The 16824-nt window shown below is 75.2% G+C and carries 14 protein-coding genes and 1 pseudogene; 4 read left to right on the top strand and 11 right to left on the bottom strand.

Annotated elements, in window-relative coordinates:
- The first annotated feature begins 7 nt into the window (after nt 1-7).
- On the top strand, nt 8-1180 hold the full coding sequence (locus FHU37_RS25390; protein WP_179816981.1) for an Mrp/NBP35 family ATP-binding protein: 1173 nt from the start codon (nt 8-10) through the stop codon (nt 1178-1180).
- Nucleotides 1181-1315: 135 nt separating this feature from the next.
- Here the strand turns inward: FHU37_RS25390 and FHU37_RS25385 are convergent, their stop codons facing one another.
- The 8 genes and pseudogenes from FHU37_RS25385 to FHU37_RS25350 form a co-directional block, all read right to left on the bottom strand.
- Nucleotides 1316-1966, bottom strand: coding sequence for a hypothetical protein (locus tag FHU37_RS25385; protein WP_179816980.1), 651 nt, complete (start codon nt 1964-1966; stop codon nt 1316-1318).
- A gap of 246 nt (nt 1967-2212) precedes the next feature.
- On the bottom strand, nt 2213-2665 hold the full coding sequence (locus tag FHU37_RS25380) for a sec-independent translocase (RefSeq protein WP_246451461.1): 453 nt from the start codon (nt 2663-2665) through the stop codon (nt 2213-2215).
- Between the two features lie 250 nt (nt 2666-2915).
- Nucleotides 2916-5024 carry a trypsin-like peptidase domain-containing protein gene (locus tag FHU37_RS28670; protein ID WP_246451287.1) on the bottom strand — a complete coding sequence of 703 codons (2109 nt, stop codon included), beginning with the start codon at nt 5022-5024 and terminating at the stop codon, nt 2916-2918.
- Nucleotides 5025-6261: 1237 nt separating this feature from the next.
- A complete protein-coding gene (locus FHU37_RS28665; protein ID WP_312892854.1) occupies nt 6262-7434 on the bottom strand; it encodes a zf-HC2 domain-containing protein in 1173 nt (390 codons plus the stop codon).
- 146 nt (nt 7435-7580) lie between these two features.
- A pseudogene (sigE, locus tag FHU37_RS25365) lies at nt 7581-8348 on the bottom strand (RNA polymerase sigma factor SigE); the annotation flags it as partial.
- Between the two features lie 358 nt (nt 8349-8706).
- Nucleotides 8707-8964 carry a hypothetical protein gene (locus FHU37_RS25360; protein ID WP_179816978.1) on the bottom strand — a complete coding sequence of 86 codons (258 nt, stop codon included), beginning with the start codon at nt 8962-8964 and terminating at the stop codon, nt 8707-8709.
- Between the two features lie 651 nt (nt 8965-9615).
- Nucleotides 9616-9783 (bottom strand): DUF3117 domain-containing protein, encoded by a 168-nt coding sequence (locus FHU37_RS25355; RefSeq protein ID WP_179816977.1) that lies wholly within the window; start codon nt 9781-9783, stop codon nt 9616-9618.
- Nucleotides 9784-10033: 250 nt separating this feature from the next.
- Nucleotides 10034-10498, bottom strand: coding sequence for a DivIVA domain-containing protein (locus FHU37_RS25350; protein WP_312892852.1), 465 nt, complete (start codon nt 10496-10498; stop codon nt 10034-10036).
- A 211-nt stretch (nt 10499-10709) separates the two neighbouring features.
- Here FHU37_RS25350 and folP point away from each other — a divergent pair, with 211 nt between their 5' ends.
- A complete protein-coding gene (gene folP, locus FHU37_RS25345) occupies nt 10710-11528 on the top strand; it encodes a dihydropteroate synthase (RefSeq protein ID WP_179817375.1) in 819 nt (272 codons plus the stop codon).
- A gap of 73 nt (nt 11529-11601) precedes the next feature.
- Here the strand turns inward: folP and FHU37_RS25340 are convergent, their stop codons facing one another.
- Both FHU37_RS25340 and dapE read right to left on the bottom strand, forming a co-directional pair.
- Nucleotides 11602-12318 (bottom strand): LOG family protein, encoded by a 717-nt coding sequence (locus FHU37_RS25340; protein ID WP_376774077.1) that lies wholly within the window; start codon nt 12316-12318, stop codon nt 11602-11604.
- Between the two features lie 274 nt (nt 12319-12592).
- On the bottom strand, nt 12593-13660 hold the full coding sequence (gene dapE, locus FHU37_RS25335) for a succinyl-diaminopimelate desuccinylase (protein WP_179816975.1): 1068 nt from the start codon (nt 13658-13660) through the stop codon (nt 12593-12595).
- 260 nt (nt 13661-13920) lie between these two features.
- Here dapE and FHU37_RS25330 point away from each other — a divergent pair, with 260 nt between their 5' ends.
- Nucleotides 13921-14895, top strand: a complete 975-nt coding sequence (locus FHU37_RS25330) for a VldE C-terminal domain-containing protein (protein WP_179816974.1) — start codon at nt 13921-13923, stop codon at nt 14893-14895.
- A 203-nt stretch (nt 14896-15098) separates the two neighbouring features.
- A complete protein-coding gene (locus FHU37_RS25325; RefSeq protein WP_179816973.1) occupies nt 15099-15542 on the top strand; it encodes a hypothetical protein in 444 nt (147 codons plus the stop codon).
- 128 nt (nt 15543-15670) lie between these two features.
- On the opposite strand, the gene dapC is transcribed toward FHU37_RS25325, so the two are convergent.
- Nucleotides 15671-16771, bottom strand: coding sequence for a succinyldiaminopimelate transaminase (gene dapC / locus FHU37_RS25320; RefSeq protein ID WP_179817374.1), 1101 nt, complete (start codon nt 16769-16771; stop codon nt 15671-15673).
- Between the last annotated feature and the right edge of the window lie 53 nt (nt 16772-16824).

The raw sequence follows: 16824 nt of genomic DNA, 5'->3' as shown, positions 1-16824 counted from the left end.
GGCCAATATGGCTTCCGAGACTCCCTCCGCCGGTGTGGGCACCGCACCGGTCGACCCGCGGGCGGTCCAGTCCGCCCTCGCCACGGTGCAGGATCCGGAGATCCACCGCCCGATCACCGACCTCGGCATGGTCAAGTCGGTGGAGATCGACGAGGACGGCGCCGTACGGGTCGCCGTCTACCTCACCGTCGCCGGCTGCCCGATGCGCGAGACGATCACCAGCCGGGTCCGCGAGGCCGTGGGCCGGGTCCCCGGGGTGGCCTCGGTCGGGGTGGAGCTGGACGTGATGAGCGACGAGCAGCGCCGCGAGCTGGCCGCGTCGCTGCGCGGCGGGCAGGCCGAGCGGGAGATCCCGTTCGCCCGGCCGGGCTCGCTGACCCGCGTCTACGCCGTGGCCTCCGGCAAGGGCGGCGTCGGCAAGTCGTCCGTCACGGTGAACCTGGCCGCCGCGATGGCGGCGGACGGCCTGAAGGTGGGCGTGGTGGACGCCGACATCTACGGGCACTCGGTGCCCCGGATGCTGGGCGTGACCGACAGCCCCACCCAGGTCGAGAACATGATCATGCCGCCGACCGCGCGGGGCGTGAAGGTGATCTCCATCGGCATGTTCACCCCGGGCAACTCCCCGGTGGTGTGGCGCGGGCCGATGCTGCACCGGGCGCTCCAGCAGTTCCTGGCCGACGTCTACTGGGGCGACCTGGACGTGCTGCTGCTGGACCTGCCGCCCGGCACCGGCGACGTGGCGATCTCGGTGGCCCAGCTGGTCCCCAACGCCGAGATCCTGATCGTGACCACGCCGCAGCAGGCGGCCGCCGAGGTGGCCGAGCGGGCCGGCACCATCGCCACCCAGACCAACCAGCAGATCGTCGGCGTGATCGAGAACATGTCGGGGATGCCCTGCCCGCACTGCGGGGAGATGGTGGACGTCTTCGGCACCGGCGGCGGCCAGACCGTCGCCGACGCGCTGACCCGCACCACCGGCACCCGGGTCCCGGTGCTGGGCCAGGTGCCGATCGACGTGCGGCTGCGCGAGGGGGGTGACGACGGCACCCCGGTGGTGCTGTCCGACCCGTCCTCCCCGGCCGGCTCGGTGCTGCGCGGCATGGCCGGCAAGCTCACCCGGCGCTCCCGCGGGCTGTCCGGGATGTCGCTGGGGCTGACCCCCCGGAACAAGTTCTGAGGGCGCTCCGGAGCGCCAGCTGAAGCTTCCGGGGCCCGCCCCGGAAGCCCGCGGGGCCCCCGGCGCCGTCAGGCCCCGGGCAGCCCCCTCGGGCGGCCGCGGCCGCCCCGTTCCCCCGCTCCCAGCAGGGCCTCGTCACGCCGTGGCGGGGCCCTGCTCGCGGTATTCGGAAAGGTCGCCCCGGACGGCGAAGCCGAGGCCGTAGGCGCTCACCCCGCGGCCGTAGGCCCCGAGGTGCACCCCCGGCCCCTCGCCGGCCAGCACCCAGCCGTAGTCCGACTCCCGGTAGTGGAAGGGCTGCGGCACGCCCCCCACCGGAAGGGTCAGCGTCGACCAGGCGGGGCCGGTGAGGTCGTCGGAGAGCTCCCAGGCGAGGGTGCTCTGCTGGTCCAGCCAGTCCTGGCGCAGCGAGCGGTCCAGCTGGCCCGGCCAGGTGCACGACAGCAGGCCGGAGCCGGCCAGCCAGGCGGCGGAGCCGACGGAGGTGGCCTCCAGGGTGCCGGTGCCGTCGGTGGTGCGGCGCAGCGGGCGGCGCGCCAGGGTCACCACGCACACGAAGCGGCGGCTGTGCTGCTCCTCCAGGAGGCGGGAGGGGCGGTCGCCGTGGCCGAGGGTGCCGTGCTCGACGGTGCCGCCGCTGATGACGCCGAGGGGGCCGAGCCAGCGCGCGCCGGTCCACCCCTCGTCCAGCCCGTACCAGGGGAAGTCCGCACTCAGGAACGTGTCGATCCGGCCCGCGGTCGCCGATGCGGCCGAGGCCGCCTCCGCACGACTCGTGGTGTCCATCCGCGGCGCCTCCTTGTCGATTGCCGGTCCCCCCTCGTGCCGCACGGCGGCCAGGACCGGTAACTCTCGCCTTCGGAGAACATCCTGGCGCACCGGCGACGGCTCGGCGCGGGGATGGCGGAAATATGGTGCTCTTTGCCCCTTTTATTACTCGTTACCGGCGGCTCGGCATGCGGCCGGGGAGGCGGTCCGGTAGGAGATGGGGGTACGGCCGCCCGACGGACGGCCGTCGGGTACGGACGGCCGTCAGGTGGCGTCGACGTCGAACGGCGGGCGCTCGCCGGGCTTGACCAGGCTGACCTCGCCCGAGCCGGCGCCGGCCGAGCCGGCCGCACCGGTGGCGCCGCCGCCCTTGGTCAGCACGGTCTTCCCGCCGCCGGCCGCGGACGTCGTCGGGCTCGCCTTGGCGACACCGGTGACGCTCTCCTCGATGTCGTCGCGCAGCGAGCTGCCCAGCTCGCGGATCTCCCGCAGGTCCACGTCGGCGGGCTCCAGCAGGTTCTTGCGGACGAACGTGCGCGGGTTGAGGTCCTCGAACTCGAAGTCCTTGAACTCCGGGCCCAGCTCCCGGCGGATGTCCTCGCGGGCGCTGTCGGAGAAGGCCCGCACCCGGCGGATGAAGCGGGCGACCTCCGATATCACCTTGGGCAGCCGTTCGGGCCCGAAGATGACGATGGCCAGCACGCCGAGCGCGACCATCTCTAGCAGACCGATGTCGAGCACGTCAGCTCCCTGGGTGCGGCGTATCCGGGCGGGCGCGGGCCGGACGGTTGTACTCGCCTCAGCGTAAACCGCGGCATGGCACATGGAACATGTCCTGCCCCGATCAGTCCGTCGCCGGCCCGCCCGCCGGGCCGGCGACGGGCCCCCGAGGCACCCGTCGGCCCGGTGGGACGCATGCCACACCGGCCGGGCGGACGGCGGACGGCGCCCGGGTGACGCACGGCCGTCAGGAGCTGGAACCCAGGGTGACGGGCAGCCGCAGCTCCTCCCCGTCGCGCTGGACCGTGAACTCCACCACGTCCCCCGGTTCGTGGCTGCGGATGCGGACGATCAGCTCGTCGCCCGAGGCGACCGCCTCACCCGCCACCGCCGTGATCACGTCGCCCGGCTGCAGGCCGGCCTGGTCGCCGGGGCCGCCGGGGGTGATCGGCTCGCCGCCCTCGGAGGAGGTGCCGTCCAGGATCCGCGCGCCGTTTCCGGTGTAGCCCATGTCGAGCACCACGCCGATCACCGGGTGCACCGCGTGGCCGTCGTTGATCAGCTGCTCGGCGACCCTCCGGGCCTCGTTGACCGGGATCGCGAAGCCCAGGCCGATCGAGCCGGCCTCGCTGTTGCCGTACGGATCCAGGCCGCCGCCGGCGGAGCGGATGGCGGTGTTGATGCCCACGACCTGGCCCGCCGCGTTGACCAGCGGCCCGCCGGAGTTGCCGGGGTTGATCGGGGCGTCGGTCTGCAGCGCGTTGACGTAGGACACGTCGGACGGGTCGGTCTCCCCACCGGCGGTCACCGGACGGTCGACGGCGCTGATGATGCCGGACGTGACGGTGCCCTGGAGGCCGAAGGGCGCGCCGATGGCGATCACCGGGTCGCCGACCGCCACCTCCTCGGAGTCGCCGAGCGGCAGCGGGGTGAGGCCGTGCACGTTGGAGACCCGGATCACCGCGAGGTCGTAGCCCGCGTCCGCGCCGACCACCTCCGCCTCGACGGTCTGGCCGCCGTCGAAGGTGACCGAGATCTCGCCACCGGAGGCCGCCCCGCCGACCACGTGGTTGTTGGTGAGGATGTGGCCCTCGGTGTCCAGCACGAAGCCGGTGCCGCTGCCCTCGCCCTGGGAGTCCCGCACCGAGATGTAGACCACGCCGGGCAGCACGCGCTGGGCTATCCCGCCCACCGAGTCAGCGGCGCGCTCCTCGCCGGCGCCGGAGCCCTGCTGGGCCAGGTGCACCGGCGGCGCGTCGTCACCGGCCATCGTCGCGCCGGCGAAGCCCCCCGCCAGGCCGGTGACCAGGGAGAGCGCCAGCGCGATGACGACCGCGGAACGGCGGGAGACCTGACCGCCGCCGCGCGGGGTGGGCGCGGCGTACGGCACGGCGAGGGCGGCGTCCAGGGGGTGGTAGGGGCGGCCCGCCGGGCCCGGCATCGGGTGCGGGCCTCCCGGCCCTCCGGGCCCGCCCGGGGCCGCCGGGGGGTACGGGTAGGGGGCCGGGCGGGCCGGCAGGGGGTGCGGGCCGCTGTGGCCCGGGTGGGGTCCGTTGTGGCCGGGGTGCGGGGCGCCGTGGCCCGCGGGCGGGGCGCCGTGCGGCCCCGGCGCGCCCTGCGGCGCGGGTCCGGGCCCGGCGGCCGGCGGACCGTAGGGGGCGGGCGCGGCGCCCGGGGCGCCGCCGTAGCCCCCGGGCGGGGGGAACGCCTGGTTGCCGCCGGGGGCCTCGGGGGTGGCCGGCAGGCCGTACGGCGGGGTGTCCTTGGAGCCGCCGAGCGGCAGCGGGCGGCGCGCCCCGGGAGTGGCCCAGGCGCCCGTGGTGGTCGTCGAGGCGTGGTGCCGGGTGTGCGCCCAGGGGTCCTGGGCGGTGGGGTCGTCCGCACCGGCGGAGGACGAGCCGGCGGAGGTCCCCTCCACGGCTTCGCGCGGCTCGGCCGCCGCGTCCGGCCCGGAGGGGGCTGGGGCGGCGGAGGAGGAGGCCGGGGCGGAGGCGGGGTCCACGGGGTTGGGAGCGGCCGTCTGCGCGGTGTCGTCATGCCCCGGCCGCGCGGCGGACGACGGGGCGGCCGACGGCGGGGCGACGGGCTCCTGTGCGGCGGGTGCGGAGGGCTGCTGCGACGGGGCCGTGGCGCCCTCGCTCCGCGCCGGCCCGTGGGTGGCCGGCGTCCAGCGCGGATCCGGCGCGCCACCGGGTGCCGCGCCGCCGGAGTGCCCGGCGTGCGGGCCCACCGGCGTCGCCGGCCCCGTGGGGAGGCCGCCGGTCGGCAGTCCGCCGGTCGGCACCGCGTCCTGCGGGGTCTCCGTGCCCTTGCGACGGTTCCACCAGCGACCGGCGCCGCGCTCTTCCTGGGCCATGTCCGTCCCTATCTCCCCCGGCCGTCGCCGTTCTGGTTCCCTGCCCGCTGATCCACCCGGCCGCCGCGGGCCGAGGGGCGGTGAGGGCAGTGACTCACCGCGAACCACGGAAATCGTGCACGCGTACGGCACAGCGTACGAGACTGCGGAAAGCCACCCCCGCGTGCCCGAACGCCCAACATCCCACCCCGGCGGGCCCGCCCCGCGGGCCGCCCTCGACCGGCCGGCCACCATCGCCCCCACCCCAGCCGCCGCGCGGGGCGGAAGTTATCCACAGGCGGAATCTGGGGGGCTGCGAAGGCCCCCCACCCCATGCCATCGTTGAAAGAAGGGGGTCCCCCTTCGGGCCCCCTACAGGTGTTGCCATCGGGGATGCTGTTGCTCCTGGGGCTGATGGTGCACAAGCGACGCCCGCCCATGGCGCGGAACCCGTCGGTGACGCCCCTGCCCTCACAAGCCTCACCCACCCTGCCCCGACGCTGGTGGCCACCTGTCTGGTTCCAGATTCGCTACCTCCTCAGCCCGGGAAGTCCGGGCAGCTTCCCGATCCCGTTGTCCAGTGCATGCGTGCTTGATTCCCTGGCGCAGGCGTCCTCTCTGCCATGGGCATGCCCGGAGTTGTCCACAGATCGTTCGACGGGGCTGCGCCGCATGTCCATCGCCTGGGATCCTGAACCCGGGGGCCCATTTCCCCCCAAGGGGGTAGTACGGGGAGAAATACGTCATGAACACATCATGACTGGGAATTGGGCGGAATTGGGCAGGCTCCGGCACTGCGGAACGGGCGGGCGGAGCCTGGGCAGTGGGGAACGGGCGGGCAGGGCCTGGGGCGCTGCCGGAACGGGTGGGCAGGGCCTGGGCACTGCGGAACGGGTGGGCAGGGCCTGGGGGCACTGGCGAACGCCCTCCGGGGACAGCCTGGCCACTTGAGAACGGGCGGGGCGCCACTTGAAAACGGGCAGGGGCGGGCACTTGAGAACAGGCGGAGCAGCCACTGGAGGACAGGCAGGACGGGACTGAAAACAGACAGGGGCCGGCACTCGGGAATGGGCAAGGGCTGAGCACTTGAGAGTGGACGGGGCCGGGCCCACGCCCACGCAAAAGGACGGGAGCCCGGTGGAGGGACCGTCCGTGCGTGTTGCCGCGGCCGGTCCCTCCGCCGTTCTCCCGTCCCTTCTCGACTCCCGTTCGCCCAGGCCGCTGTACCAGCCAGGGCCGCCACCTCAGCCCGGGACCGCTACTCCAGCCCGGGCCCGCCCAGCTCCGGGACGGTCTCCGCACCGAGGCCGAGGGGTGCCCAGCCGTTGAGCGAGCGCTTGACCCGTTCCGAGACGTCCACGAAGCCGTCCGCGGCGCCGGAGAGTGCGGCCGTCCGCTCGGCGAGGGCGGGCAGTGTGCGGTACCCGTACGCCCCGCCGGACAGGTAGCTCCCGTAGCCGGACAGCTGGCTGGTGGTGCTTCCCGAGTCGGACTGCCCCGCGATCGAGGCGCTCGGCAGCAGCGGGGGCGTCCCGCCGAAGCCCGTGCCCGATCCGCCGGTCAACGCGTTCCCGCCGGTCCTGGCCGTGGCGCCGCCCTGGTCGGACAGCGGCCGTTCCAGCGCCACGCTCGGCAGCATCCCGGTGGTCAGGCCGCCGATGGCGACGGCCGCGGCCGAGACGGCTCCGGCGGCCGCCATCGCCAGGCGGTGGCCGCGTGCGGCGGCGGCCGCGGCGGGGCGCGGACGCAGCGGGGGGAACGGCAGCACCGTCGCCCCGCCGGACTGCCCGCGACCGCGCTCGGCGCGCCCTGGGCCTCCGGGCCGCTCCGACCCGTCCCTGCCGAACCGCCGGTCGGGCCGGTCGGACTGGTCGAGGGCCTCCGTGCGGTCGGTGCCCGCCGGGCCGTCGGGGCGGCGTCGGGCGCCTTCCCGGTCGGCGTCCGACGGCGCTCCGCCGCCGGCCGGGTCCGAGCGGTCCGCCGGGCCGGGGTGGTGGTCGTCGGGCTGCTGGTCGGCGACGCCCAGCGGCGCGGTGGGGCCGCCGCCGAGCGGGCGCCCGCCGCCGGGCCCGGCGAGCCCCAGCAGGCGTTCCATCAGGCTGTCGGAGGGGAGCTCGGGCACCAGGGCGTCGAGCGCGGCCTTGGTGCGGCGCAGGCCGTCCGCCTCCGCGCGGCAGGCCTCGCAGCCGGCCAGGTGGGCGAGCACGCGTTCCCGAGCACCGTGCTGGAGCTCGCCGTCCACGAAGGCGGAGAGCCGGTCACCGAGGTGTCCGTTGGAGGACATCCCGGCCACCTGGACCGTGACGTCCACCGCGCACTGGCGCACCTCGGCACCCGCCGGCACGCCCGCTGGGCGCGCGGCGGTGGGGGCGGAGCCGGAGGGATGCCGAGCGTCGTCGGCCCCCAGCGCCTCCTCCGCCCAGCGGCTCACCTGGTCCCCTCCGCCCCGTGGACTCGCCCTCCTCGCCCAGCGGCGGGCAGTGCGGACTCACCGGGCGCCGGGCCGGGCAGTCCGGCCGTCGCGGTGTGGGCGGTGCCGCCGGAGCCGACCGCCGGCCAGGCCACCAGGCCGCCGTCGGCGGCCCCGCCGCCCACCCCGACGCCGGCCATCGCCAGGGCGGCCTCGTCGGCGCTCTGGCGGGCGTCCGGGGAACGGTGCTGGAGCATCTTGCGCAGGTGGGAGCGGCCACGGTGGATGCGGCTGCGGACGGTGCCGAGCTTCACCCCGAGCGTGGCGGCGATCTCCTCGTAGGACAGCCCCTCGATGTCGCACAGCACCACGGCCGCACGGAACTCCGGGGCCAGGGTGTCCAGGGCCTCCTGGACGTCGGCGTCGAAGTGGCTGTCGTGGTAGGCCTGGGCCGGCCCGGCCTCCCGGCTGGGCAGGCGTTCGGCGGCGTCGTCGGCCAGCGCGTCGAAGCGGATGCGCTGGCGGCGGCGGGCCATGTCGAGGAACAGGTTGGTGGTGATCCGGTGCAGCCAGCCCTCGAAGGTGCCGGGGGTGTAGGTCGACAGCGAGCGGAACACCCGGACGAAGACCTCCTGGGTGAGGTCCTCGGCGTCGTGCTGGTTGCCGGTCAGGCGGTAGGCGAGGCGGTACACCCGAGCGCTGTGGGTACTGACGATCGACTCCCACGACGGCGGCGTCCAGCTCTCCGCCGCCGAGTCCGTGGAGAACCCTGCTGTCACCCGGCGCTGCTGGGCCTGCCGGCCCGCACGGCCGTCGGAGGCGGCTGCCGCGGCCGGCTCGGCCGTGGGCCGCTCGGCGGGCGCGAGCGTGGTGGCGGCGGCGTCCCACCGGTCGGAACCGGCGGCTTCCCGGGCGGCAGGGGGGGAGTTCTTCACGTGCTTCGGCGTACGGGCGGCGTCGCGGCCGAACAGGCGCCTTTCGCGGTGACCACCCATAGCCACACCTCCTCGTTCGGTCTGGTGCTCCAGCGGGGTCCCTACCATATCCGGCGGCCCCATCAGCACGACATAAGGCGGATCCCCCGCCCGCCGGCCCCCCGAGAGGCGTCTTCGCAGGTCAGCGGGGGTTGATCGGTCGGTGGGAGGGGGTGGGGGTCAGGGTTTTCTGGGGGACCACCCCGAGGCGCGCCCATGCCGGGGGCCTCGGTGTGGGGCCGTGGCCCCGGGACGTCCCGTGGGGTGTAGGTCCCGCAAACGGGAGGACGGGACGGACCACCGCGTGGTCCGTCCCGTCCTAGGAAGCCAGCGAGAGACCCCCGAGGGCGAGTTCCGGTGGCCGTACCGGCCCCCAGAACCCCTTGCCGTCCAGTCGCCACCGGGCGAGGACGGACTGGTCGCTGCCGTCGATGAAGATCAGGTACACCGTCGAGGGCAGGCTGCCGTCGTCCTGGAAGGACCGGACGGCCCGGGTCACCTGCGCCAGCGACGTGTCAGAGACCAGCGGGGCGTCCAGCTGGATCGAGGCCCCCCGCGTGGTGCATGCCGCGAACACGTCCCATACCTCCTGCCTGTCGCCCGTCCCCCGACCCCGGTGGCCGCGGGAGCAGCGGCGACGGTCCGCCCGTGAGGACGATCCGGTCCACGGGACCCGATCGCTCAGATACGGACAATCGCCTCATCACTCCCCAGAGTGCCTGGCACTCGCCACAACGGCGTGAACAGCGCGAGAATTCCGCATCACACCGGCCCGGGGCCGGTCGCGGCGGCCTCGGCCCGTTCGCCGGCCGGTGAGCGAAATCGCAGGTCAGGGCGGGTGCGGGAGGCGAGCGGAGCGGAGCGGGCGGAGGGTGGGGAGCGCCCAGTGTGTCCGATCACACACTCCCCGCACACGAAGCGGGTCCGCTTTCGGGGCCTCAGCGGGGGGCGGGACGGGGGGCGGGAACGGCCGGAGAGGGCCCGCCCGCCGCGGGGCGGAGAGGGCGCGGGACGCGTCCCGGCGACGGGAGCGGGGGCGTGCGAGCGCACCGCGGCCCCGGTAACCGGTGGAGAGACGGTTGGTGTCTCCCGCCACCGGCCGCCGGGGCCGCGGTGCGAGTCCTCGACCGACGCGCGCGGAGTGGTCGCGCCCACCACACAGGCGGGCCCGCGCGGGCGTCGGAGTCGTCGGTTGAGTGAGCAGCGAGCGGGACGGACTGGCCGCCCGTCAGCCGCAGGCGTTGCGCAGTGCCTCGCCGAGGGCATCCGCCTCGTCCGTGGACAGCTCCACGACCAGCCGGCCGCCGCCCTCGAGCGGAACTCGCATGACGATGCCCCGCCCTTCCTTGGTCACCTCGAGCGGGCCGTCGCCCGTCCGCGGCTTCATGGCCGCCATGCCTGTTCCCCTTCCTGCAACCTGCTCATCGACGCGCCGGCGGACACAAATCCGCCAACATCGAACGCATTGAACGGTTGCCATTATCCCGCATCCGGGAGGTCGGTGAACAACGCGATGCTCGCGAACCACCGAACTGACCTGCAATAACACCTCAAACGCGGATGAATCGGACAGGCTTTGGAAGCGTAGAACACATCAGGCGCCACCGAGCGTCGCCGGGGTCACCCGGCCGGAAGCGACCGGACGGTCACTCCTGTTCGATCCCCTGCTCGGCCGCCGCACGCCGGTCCCGCTCCGCCCCGGAGGCGTCCTGCGAGGTCGCGACGCCCTCCCCGCCCGTCGCACCCTCCCCGCCGGTCACGCCGTTCCCCCCGGTCGGGTGGCCGGCGCCGGTCGCGGACCCGGCCGTCCCGGCCTCCGACCGGCCGGCGGCGGTGACCGCCTCCTCCAGGTCGGCGATCCGCGCCTCGCGCAGCGCCAGCTCGCCGGCCAGCCGGTCCAGCAGCGCGTCCACCTCGTCCATCCGGTAGCCGCGCGGCGCCACCGTGAACCGCACGCCGTCCACGTCCTGCGGCGACAGCAGTCGGCCGGACGGCGGCTGCGGGCGGGCGTGGTCGACCTCGGCGTCCGGCAGCGAGCCGCCCGCGCCCAGCACCACCACCGCGACCGCGGCCACCACCACGGCCAGCGCCGCGACCATGAACCACAACACGCCAGCTCACTCCCACCGTTGTCCGCTTGCCGCCTTGCCGCCCAGTGCGTGTCCGGAGCCTACCCGCCCCCACGCGCCCGGACCCTGCGCCCGCGGGCGACGGCTGGTTGACTGTGCCGTGCGAACGCAGAGCGAACAACGAGGTGGACACGTGAACGGCAGGCCGTTGGTGCTGGGGCGGCGGGAGTTCTCCCCCGAGGAACTGGTGGTCATGGCGATCATCAACCGCACCCCCGACTCCTTCTTCGACCGCGGCGCCAACTTCACCGACCAGGCCGCGATGGCGGCGGTCGAACGGGCCGTCGCGGCCGGCGCCGCGATAGTCGACATCGGCGGGGTCAAGGCCGGTCCCGGCGCCGAGGTCACGGCCGAGGAGGAGGCGGCCCGCACCGTGCCGTTCGTCGCCGAGGTCCGGGCGAGCTTCCCGCACGTGGTGGTGAGCGTGGACACCTGGCGCGCCGAGGTCGGCGACGCCGTCTGCCGGGCCGGCGCCGACGTGCTCAACGACGCCTGGGGCGGCGTCGACCCGGGGCTCGCCGAGGTGGCCGCCCGCCACCGCGCCGGCCTGGTGTGCACCCACGCCGGCCACCGCCCGGTCCGGCCGCGCACCCGCCCGCACCGCGTCGGCTACGACGACGTCATGGCGGACATCCTCGAGGTGGTCGTCGGCCTCGCCGAGCGCGCGGCGGCCCTCGGCGTGCCGCGCGAGTCGATCCTCATCGACCCCGGGCACGACTTCGGCAAGAACACCCGCCACTCGCTGGAGGCCACCCGCCGGCTCGGCGAGATGACCGCCACCGACTGGCCGGTGCTGGTCTCGCTCTCGAACAAGGACTTCGTCGGCGAGACGCTGGACCTGCCGGTGGACGAGCGGCTGCTCGGCACCCTGGCCGCCACCGCCGTCTCCGCCTGGCTCGGCGCCCGCGTCTACCGCGCCCACCAGGTCGCCGAGACCCGGCAGGTCCTGGACATGGTGGCGGCGATCCGCGGGACGCGGGAGCCGAGCGTGGCCCGCCGGGGCCTGGCCTGAGCCGCCCCGGCCGGAACCGACCAGGCCCGAACCGACCAGGCCCGAACCGACCCGGCGGAGCGGCCGGCCGGTCCTACTCGGGCCGCTCCGGGATGACGCGGGTCGCGGTCGCGGTGCGGAGCAGCTCCATCACCTCGTCGACGTCGTCGGTCAGGTGGATCAGCTCCAGGTCCGCCTTGGACGCCTTGCCGTCGGCGACCAGCGTGTGGGTCACCCAGTCGAGCAGGCCGCGCCAGTAGTCGCTGCCGAAGAGGATCACCGGGAAGCGGGTCACCTTGCGGGTCTGCACCAGGGTGAGCGCCTCGAAGAGCTCGTCCAGCGTGCCGAAGCCGCCCGGGAGCACCACGAAGCCCTGCGAGTACTTGACGAACATCGTCTTGCGCACGAAGAAGTAGCGGAAGTTGATGCCGATGTCGACGTACTCGTTCAGGCCCTGCTCGAACGGCAGCTCGATGCCGAGTCCCACCGAGACGCCGCCGGCCTCGACGGCCCCGCGGTTGGCCGCCTCCATGGCCCCCGGGCCGCCGCCGGTGATCACCGCGTAGCCGGCGTTCGCCAGCGCCGAGCCGATCTTCACCCCGGCCACGTACTCCGTGCTGCCCTCGGGGGTGCGCGCCGAGCCGAAGACGCTGATCGCGGGGCCGAGCTCGGCGAGCGCGCCGAAGCCCTCGACGAACTCCGACTGGATCCGCAGCACCCGCCACGGGTCCGAGTGCACCCAGTCCGTCGGGCCCCGGCTGTCCAGCAGCCGCTGGTCGGTGGTCTCGTCCTGGATCTGGCCCCGCCGCATCAGGACCGGGCCGCGCTGCCGCTCGGGCAGCCTCAACCGCTGGGCGAGCCGGGCCTCGTTGCGCTGCGCGGGGCCGTCCGGCACCTTCACGTCGTTCACCTCGTCAGCCATGAGTGGAGCCTACGACTCCGAGGACCGCGCCGGGCGGCTCCTCGGCCGGGCCGGGGCCTCTTCCACCAGGGTTCACCGCGCGGTCACCTCCCCGGGCGGCGCACGGCCAGCCCGGGCGGCGCACGGCGAGCGGGGCCGCGGGCGGCGGGGCGGCCGGCGGGGCTCAGGCGGTGAGCCAGTGCCGGATGCGCTCCTCGCACTCCAGCACGGCCGCGCAGACCACGTGCTCCTCCCGGGTGTGCGCGAGGTTCGGGTCACCGGGGCCGTAGTTGACCGCCGGCACGCCGAGTGCGGAGAACCGGGCCACGTCCGTCCAGCCGTACTTGGCCCGCACCTCGCCCCCGGTGGCGGCGACGAACGCCGCGGCGGCCGGGTGGCCGAGGCCGGGCAGGGCGCCCGGGGAGGAGTCGGTGACCTCCACCTCCCACTGCCCGAAGAACTCCCGCAGGTAGTCCAGCGCCTCCTGCTCCGAGCGGTCCGGGGCGTAGCGGAAGTTCACGGTGACGGCGCACTCGTCCGGGATCACGTTGCCGGCGACGCCGCCCTCGATGCCCACCGCGTTCAGGCCCTCCCGGTACTCCAGGCCGTCGATGACCACCCGCCGGGGCTGGTGGGCGGCCAGCTTGGCGAGGATCGGCGCGACGCCGTGGATCGCGTTCTGGCCGAGCCAGGAGCGCGCCGAGTGGGCGCGCTGCCCGCGCACCGTGACCCGCACCCGGGCCGTGCCCTGGCAGCCGCCCTCCACCAGGCCGCTGGTGCCCTCCAGGACGACGGCGAAGTCGCCGGCGAGCCAGTCGGGGTGGGTCCGGACCAGCCGGCCGAGCCCGTTGCGGGCCGCCTCGACCTCCTCGCAGTCGTAGAAGACGAAGGTCACGTCCCGGTTGGGCTCCGGCACGGTGGCGGCGGTCCGCAGCTGCACGGCCACCCCGGACTTCATGTCCGAGGTGCCGCAGCCGTAGAGCAGGCCGTCCTCCAGCCGGGAGGGCAGGTTGTCGGCGATCGGCACGGTGTCCAGGTGCCCGGCCAGCACGACGCGTTCGGCGCGTCCGAGTTCGGTGCGGGCGACCACCGCGTTGCCGTCGCGCTCCACGGTCAGGTGGGGCAGGGCGCGCAGGGCCGCCTCCACCGCGTCGGCGAGGACCCGCTCCGAGCCGCTGACCGAGGGGATGTCCACGAGCTGGGCGGTGAGCGCGACGGCGTCGGCGGACAGGTCGAGCTGCGGGGTGGTCATGTGCGCACTTCCTTGGCTGCGGTGGGGCGGCGTCCCGGGGCGGGGGGCCCTTCGGGTCGGCGTCAGCTTAGAGCCCGCACGGATGTGTCCGATATGTGGCGATGTCGCGGATCCCGGTGCTCCGGGGGCGGGAACCCGCCGTGCCCGCACGCGCGTTTCAGCCAGTAGCGTGAGCGGTCGCCACTGTCCGACACCGCCCGTTCACGCCCCTCACACGATCCCCGCCCGTTCCCGCCGTTGTTCGCTCGCCGACGTCCCGGATGGAGTCACCCGTGCGCCGCCGTGTCCTGCTCTTCCTCGCCTCGGGCCTGGTCCTGGTGCTGCTCGCCGCGTACTTGGTCGCACGCCAGATCGGGATCCCGATGCCGTGGGCCGGGGGCTGCGTGGTGCGCGCCGAGGGCTCCGAGGTGACGTTGGACCAGGAGCAGGCGGCCAACGCGGCCACCATCGCGGCCGTGGGCATCCGGCGCCAGCTCCCCGAGCGGGCCGTGACCATAGCCCTGGCCACGGCCTGGCAGGAGTCGCAGCTGCGCAACATCGACCACGGCGACCGCGACTCGCTCGGCCTGTTCCAGCAGCGCCCCTCCCAGGGCTGGGGCACGCCGGAGCAGATCACCGACCCGGTCTACGCCACCAACAAGTTCTACGACGCGCTGGTGGAGATCGACGGCTACACCCGGCTGCCGCTGACCGAGGCCGCCCAGGAGGTGCAGCGCAGCGGCTACCCGCAGGCGTACGCCAAGCACGAGACGGCCTCCGCGGTGATGGCGGCGGCGCTGACCGGGCGGGTGGAGGGCGGCCTGACCTGCACCCTGAGCGGCCCGCGCAGCCTGCCCGAGGGGGAGCTGAACGAGGTCGGCCTGCAGCCGCGCGCCGAGCGGGTCCGCGAGGCGCTGGCCCGGGACTTCGGCGAGCTGCCGCTCGGCGGGTTCGAGCCGGGCGGGGTGAACTACGGCCACGGCAGCGACTCGGCGCACTACGACGGCCGGGCGATCGACGTCTTCTTCCGGCCCATCGACGACGAGAACCAGCGCCACGGCTGGGCGGTGGCCCAGTGGGCCATGGCGCACGCGGAGGAGCTGGACATCGCCACGGTGATCTACGACGGCAAGATCTGGACGCAGCTGCGCTCCGCGCAGGGCTGGCGGGACTACCAGGTCTCGCCGGACGCGCCCGGCGACCGCGACATCCTGATGCACCGCGACCACGTGCACCTGGACGTCATAGGGCAGTGACCGGGCGGCCGGCCCGGGGGTCGGCCCCTGGCGGCCGGAACGGTCCGGCCGGCCCCGGACCGGCACTTTACCAAATCTTTACCTCGCGCTCCCGCAACCTCATCGGGCGGCACGCGGTTGGCACGGTGTCCGCCCGGCGGACGCGGACTCCACCGTCCGCCCTCCCCCGCCACCGACACCGAGTCACAACCGCGAGGAGCACGATGTCCAACTCCCTGACCCGCCGGGTCGCCCAGGTCGCGGTCCTGGCCGCGGCCGGTACCGTCGCCGCGGCGGGCACCGCCTCGGCGAACACCCTGTCGACCGCCGGCGAGCTCGCCGGCACCGCCCAGGACTCGGTCGCCCGGGCCCAGCCCCTCACCACCCAGGCGGTGCAGACCACCCAGGAGACCGCCCTCGGCACCGCCCCGTTCGCGGTGGGCGCCATCGGCGGCAGCGCCCTCGGCGGGGTGCAGATGGCCGCGGACGCCCAGCAGGCGGCGGCCGAGCAGCGCGACGGCGGCCAGAGCCAGGAGGACGACCGCGGCTACCTGCTCGGCAACACCGTCGAGCACGTCACCACGCAGGCCGGCGCCCCGGTCGACGGCCGCCTGATCGACGCCGTCCCGGTCGGGCACATCGGCGGTGGCCAGCTCTCGGCCGGCTGATCGGCCGACCGGCCCGACGGCCCGGTGCGCGACGGCGCGGGGCCGGATCCGTGGATCCGGCCCCGCGCCGCTGTGCGTTCCGGCACCGCCGTGTGCCGCGGGCCGGCGCCGCGCGCCCGCTCCGGGCGCTAGCCCAGGCGCTTGACGGCCGCCGCGACGCGTTCGTCGGTGGCGGTCACCGCGACCCGGACGTGCCGGGCGCCCGCCTCGCCGTAGAACTCGCCCGGGGCCACCAGCACACCGTGCTCCGCCAGCGCCGCCACGCTCTCCCAGCACGGCTCGCCGCGGGTGGCCCACAGGTACAGCCCGGCCTGCGAGTGGTCGATGCGGAAGCCGGAGGCGGTCAGCACCTCCCGCAGCGCCGCCCGCCGCGCCGCGTACCGGGCACGCTGCTCGGTGACGTGCCGCTGGTCGGCGAGCGCCGCCGCCAGCGCCGCCTGCACCGGGCGGGGCACCATCAGCCCGGAGTGCTTGCGCACCGCCAGCAGCTCCGCCACGACCTCCGGGTCGCCGGCGGCGAAGGCCGCCCGGTAGCCGGCGAGGTTGGACCGCTTGGACAGCGAGTGCACCGCCAGCAGCCCGGCGTGCGAGCCGCCGCTGACCCGGGTGTCGAGCACCGAGACGGGGTCGGCGTCCCAGCCCAGCTCCACGTAGCACTCGTCGGAGACGACCAGCACGCCGTGCCCGCGCGCCCAGTCGACGATCCGGCGCAGCTCCGCCGCGTCCAGCACCCGACCGGTCGGGTTGGACGGGCTGTTCAGCCACAGCAGGCGCAGCCGGGACGGATCCAGCCCGCACCCGGCCGGGTCGGCGGCCAGCTCCTCCACGTCGTAGACGACCGGCTCGGCGTGCGCCAGCCGCGCCCCCACCTCGTAGGTCGGGTAGGCGCAGCGCGGGAAGGCGACCTGGTCACCGGGGCCGATGCCGAGCTGCCAGGGCAGCAGGGCGACCAGTTCCTTGGATCCGACCGTGGGCAGCACCGCCGCCGGGTCCAGGCCGCCGACGCCCAGGCGGCCGGTCAGCCACCCGACCACGGCCTCGCGGAGCGCGAGCGGGCCGTGCACGGTCGGGTAGCCGGGGCTGTCCGCGGCCTCCGCCAGGGCCTCCTGCACGGAGGCCGGCACCGGGTCGACCGGCGTGCCGACGGACAGGTCGACGATGCCGTCCGGGTGCGCCGCCGCGGTCGCCTTGTACGGCGCCAGGCGGTCCCAGGGGAAGGTCGGGAGCAGGGCGGAGACACGGGAGACGCGGCGCGTCGCCGGACCGGCCTCGCGGTCCGGCG

It is taken from the genome of Allostreptomyces psammosilenae, from assembly GCF_013407765.1.
Lineage (GTDB): Bacteria > Actinomycetota > Actinomycetes > Streptomycetales > Streptomycetaceae > Allostreptomyces > Allostreptomyces psammosilenae.
This window is presented reverse-complemented; position numbering and strand designations above follow the sequence as displayed.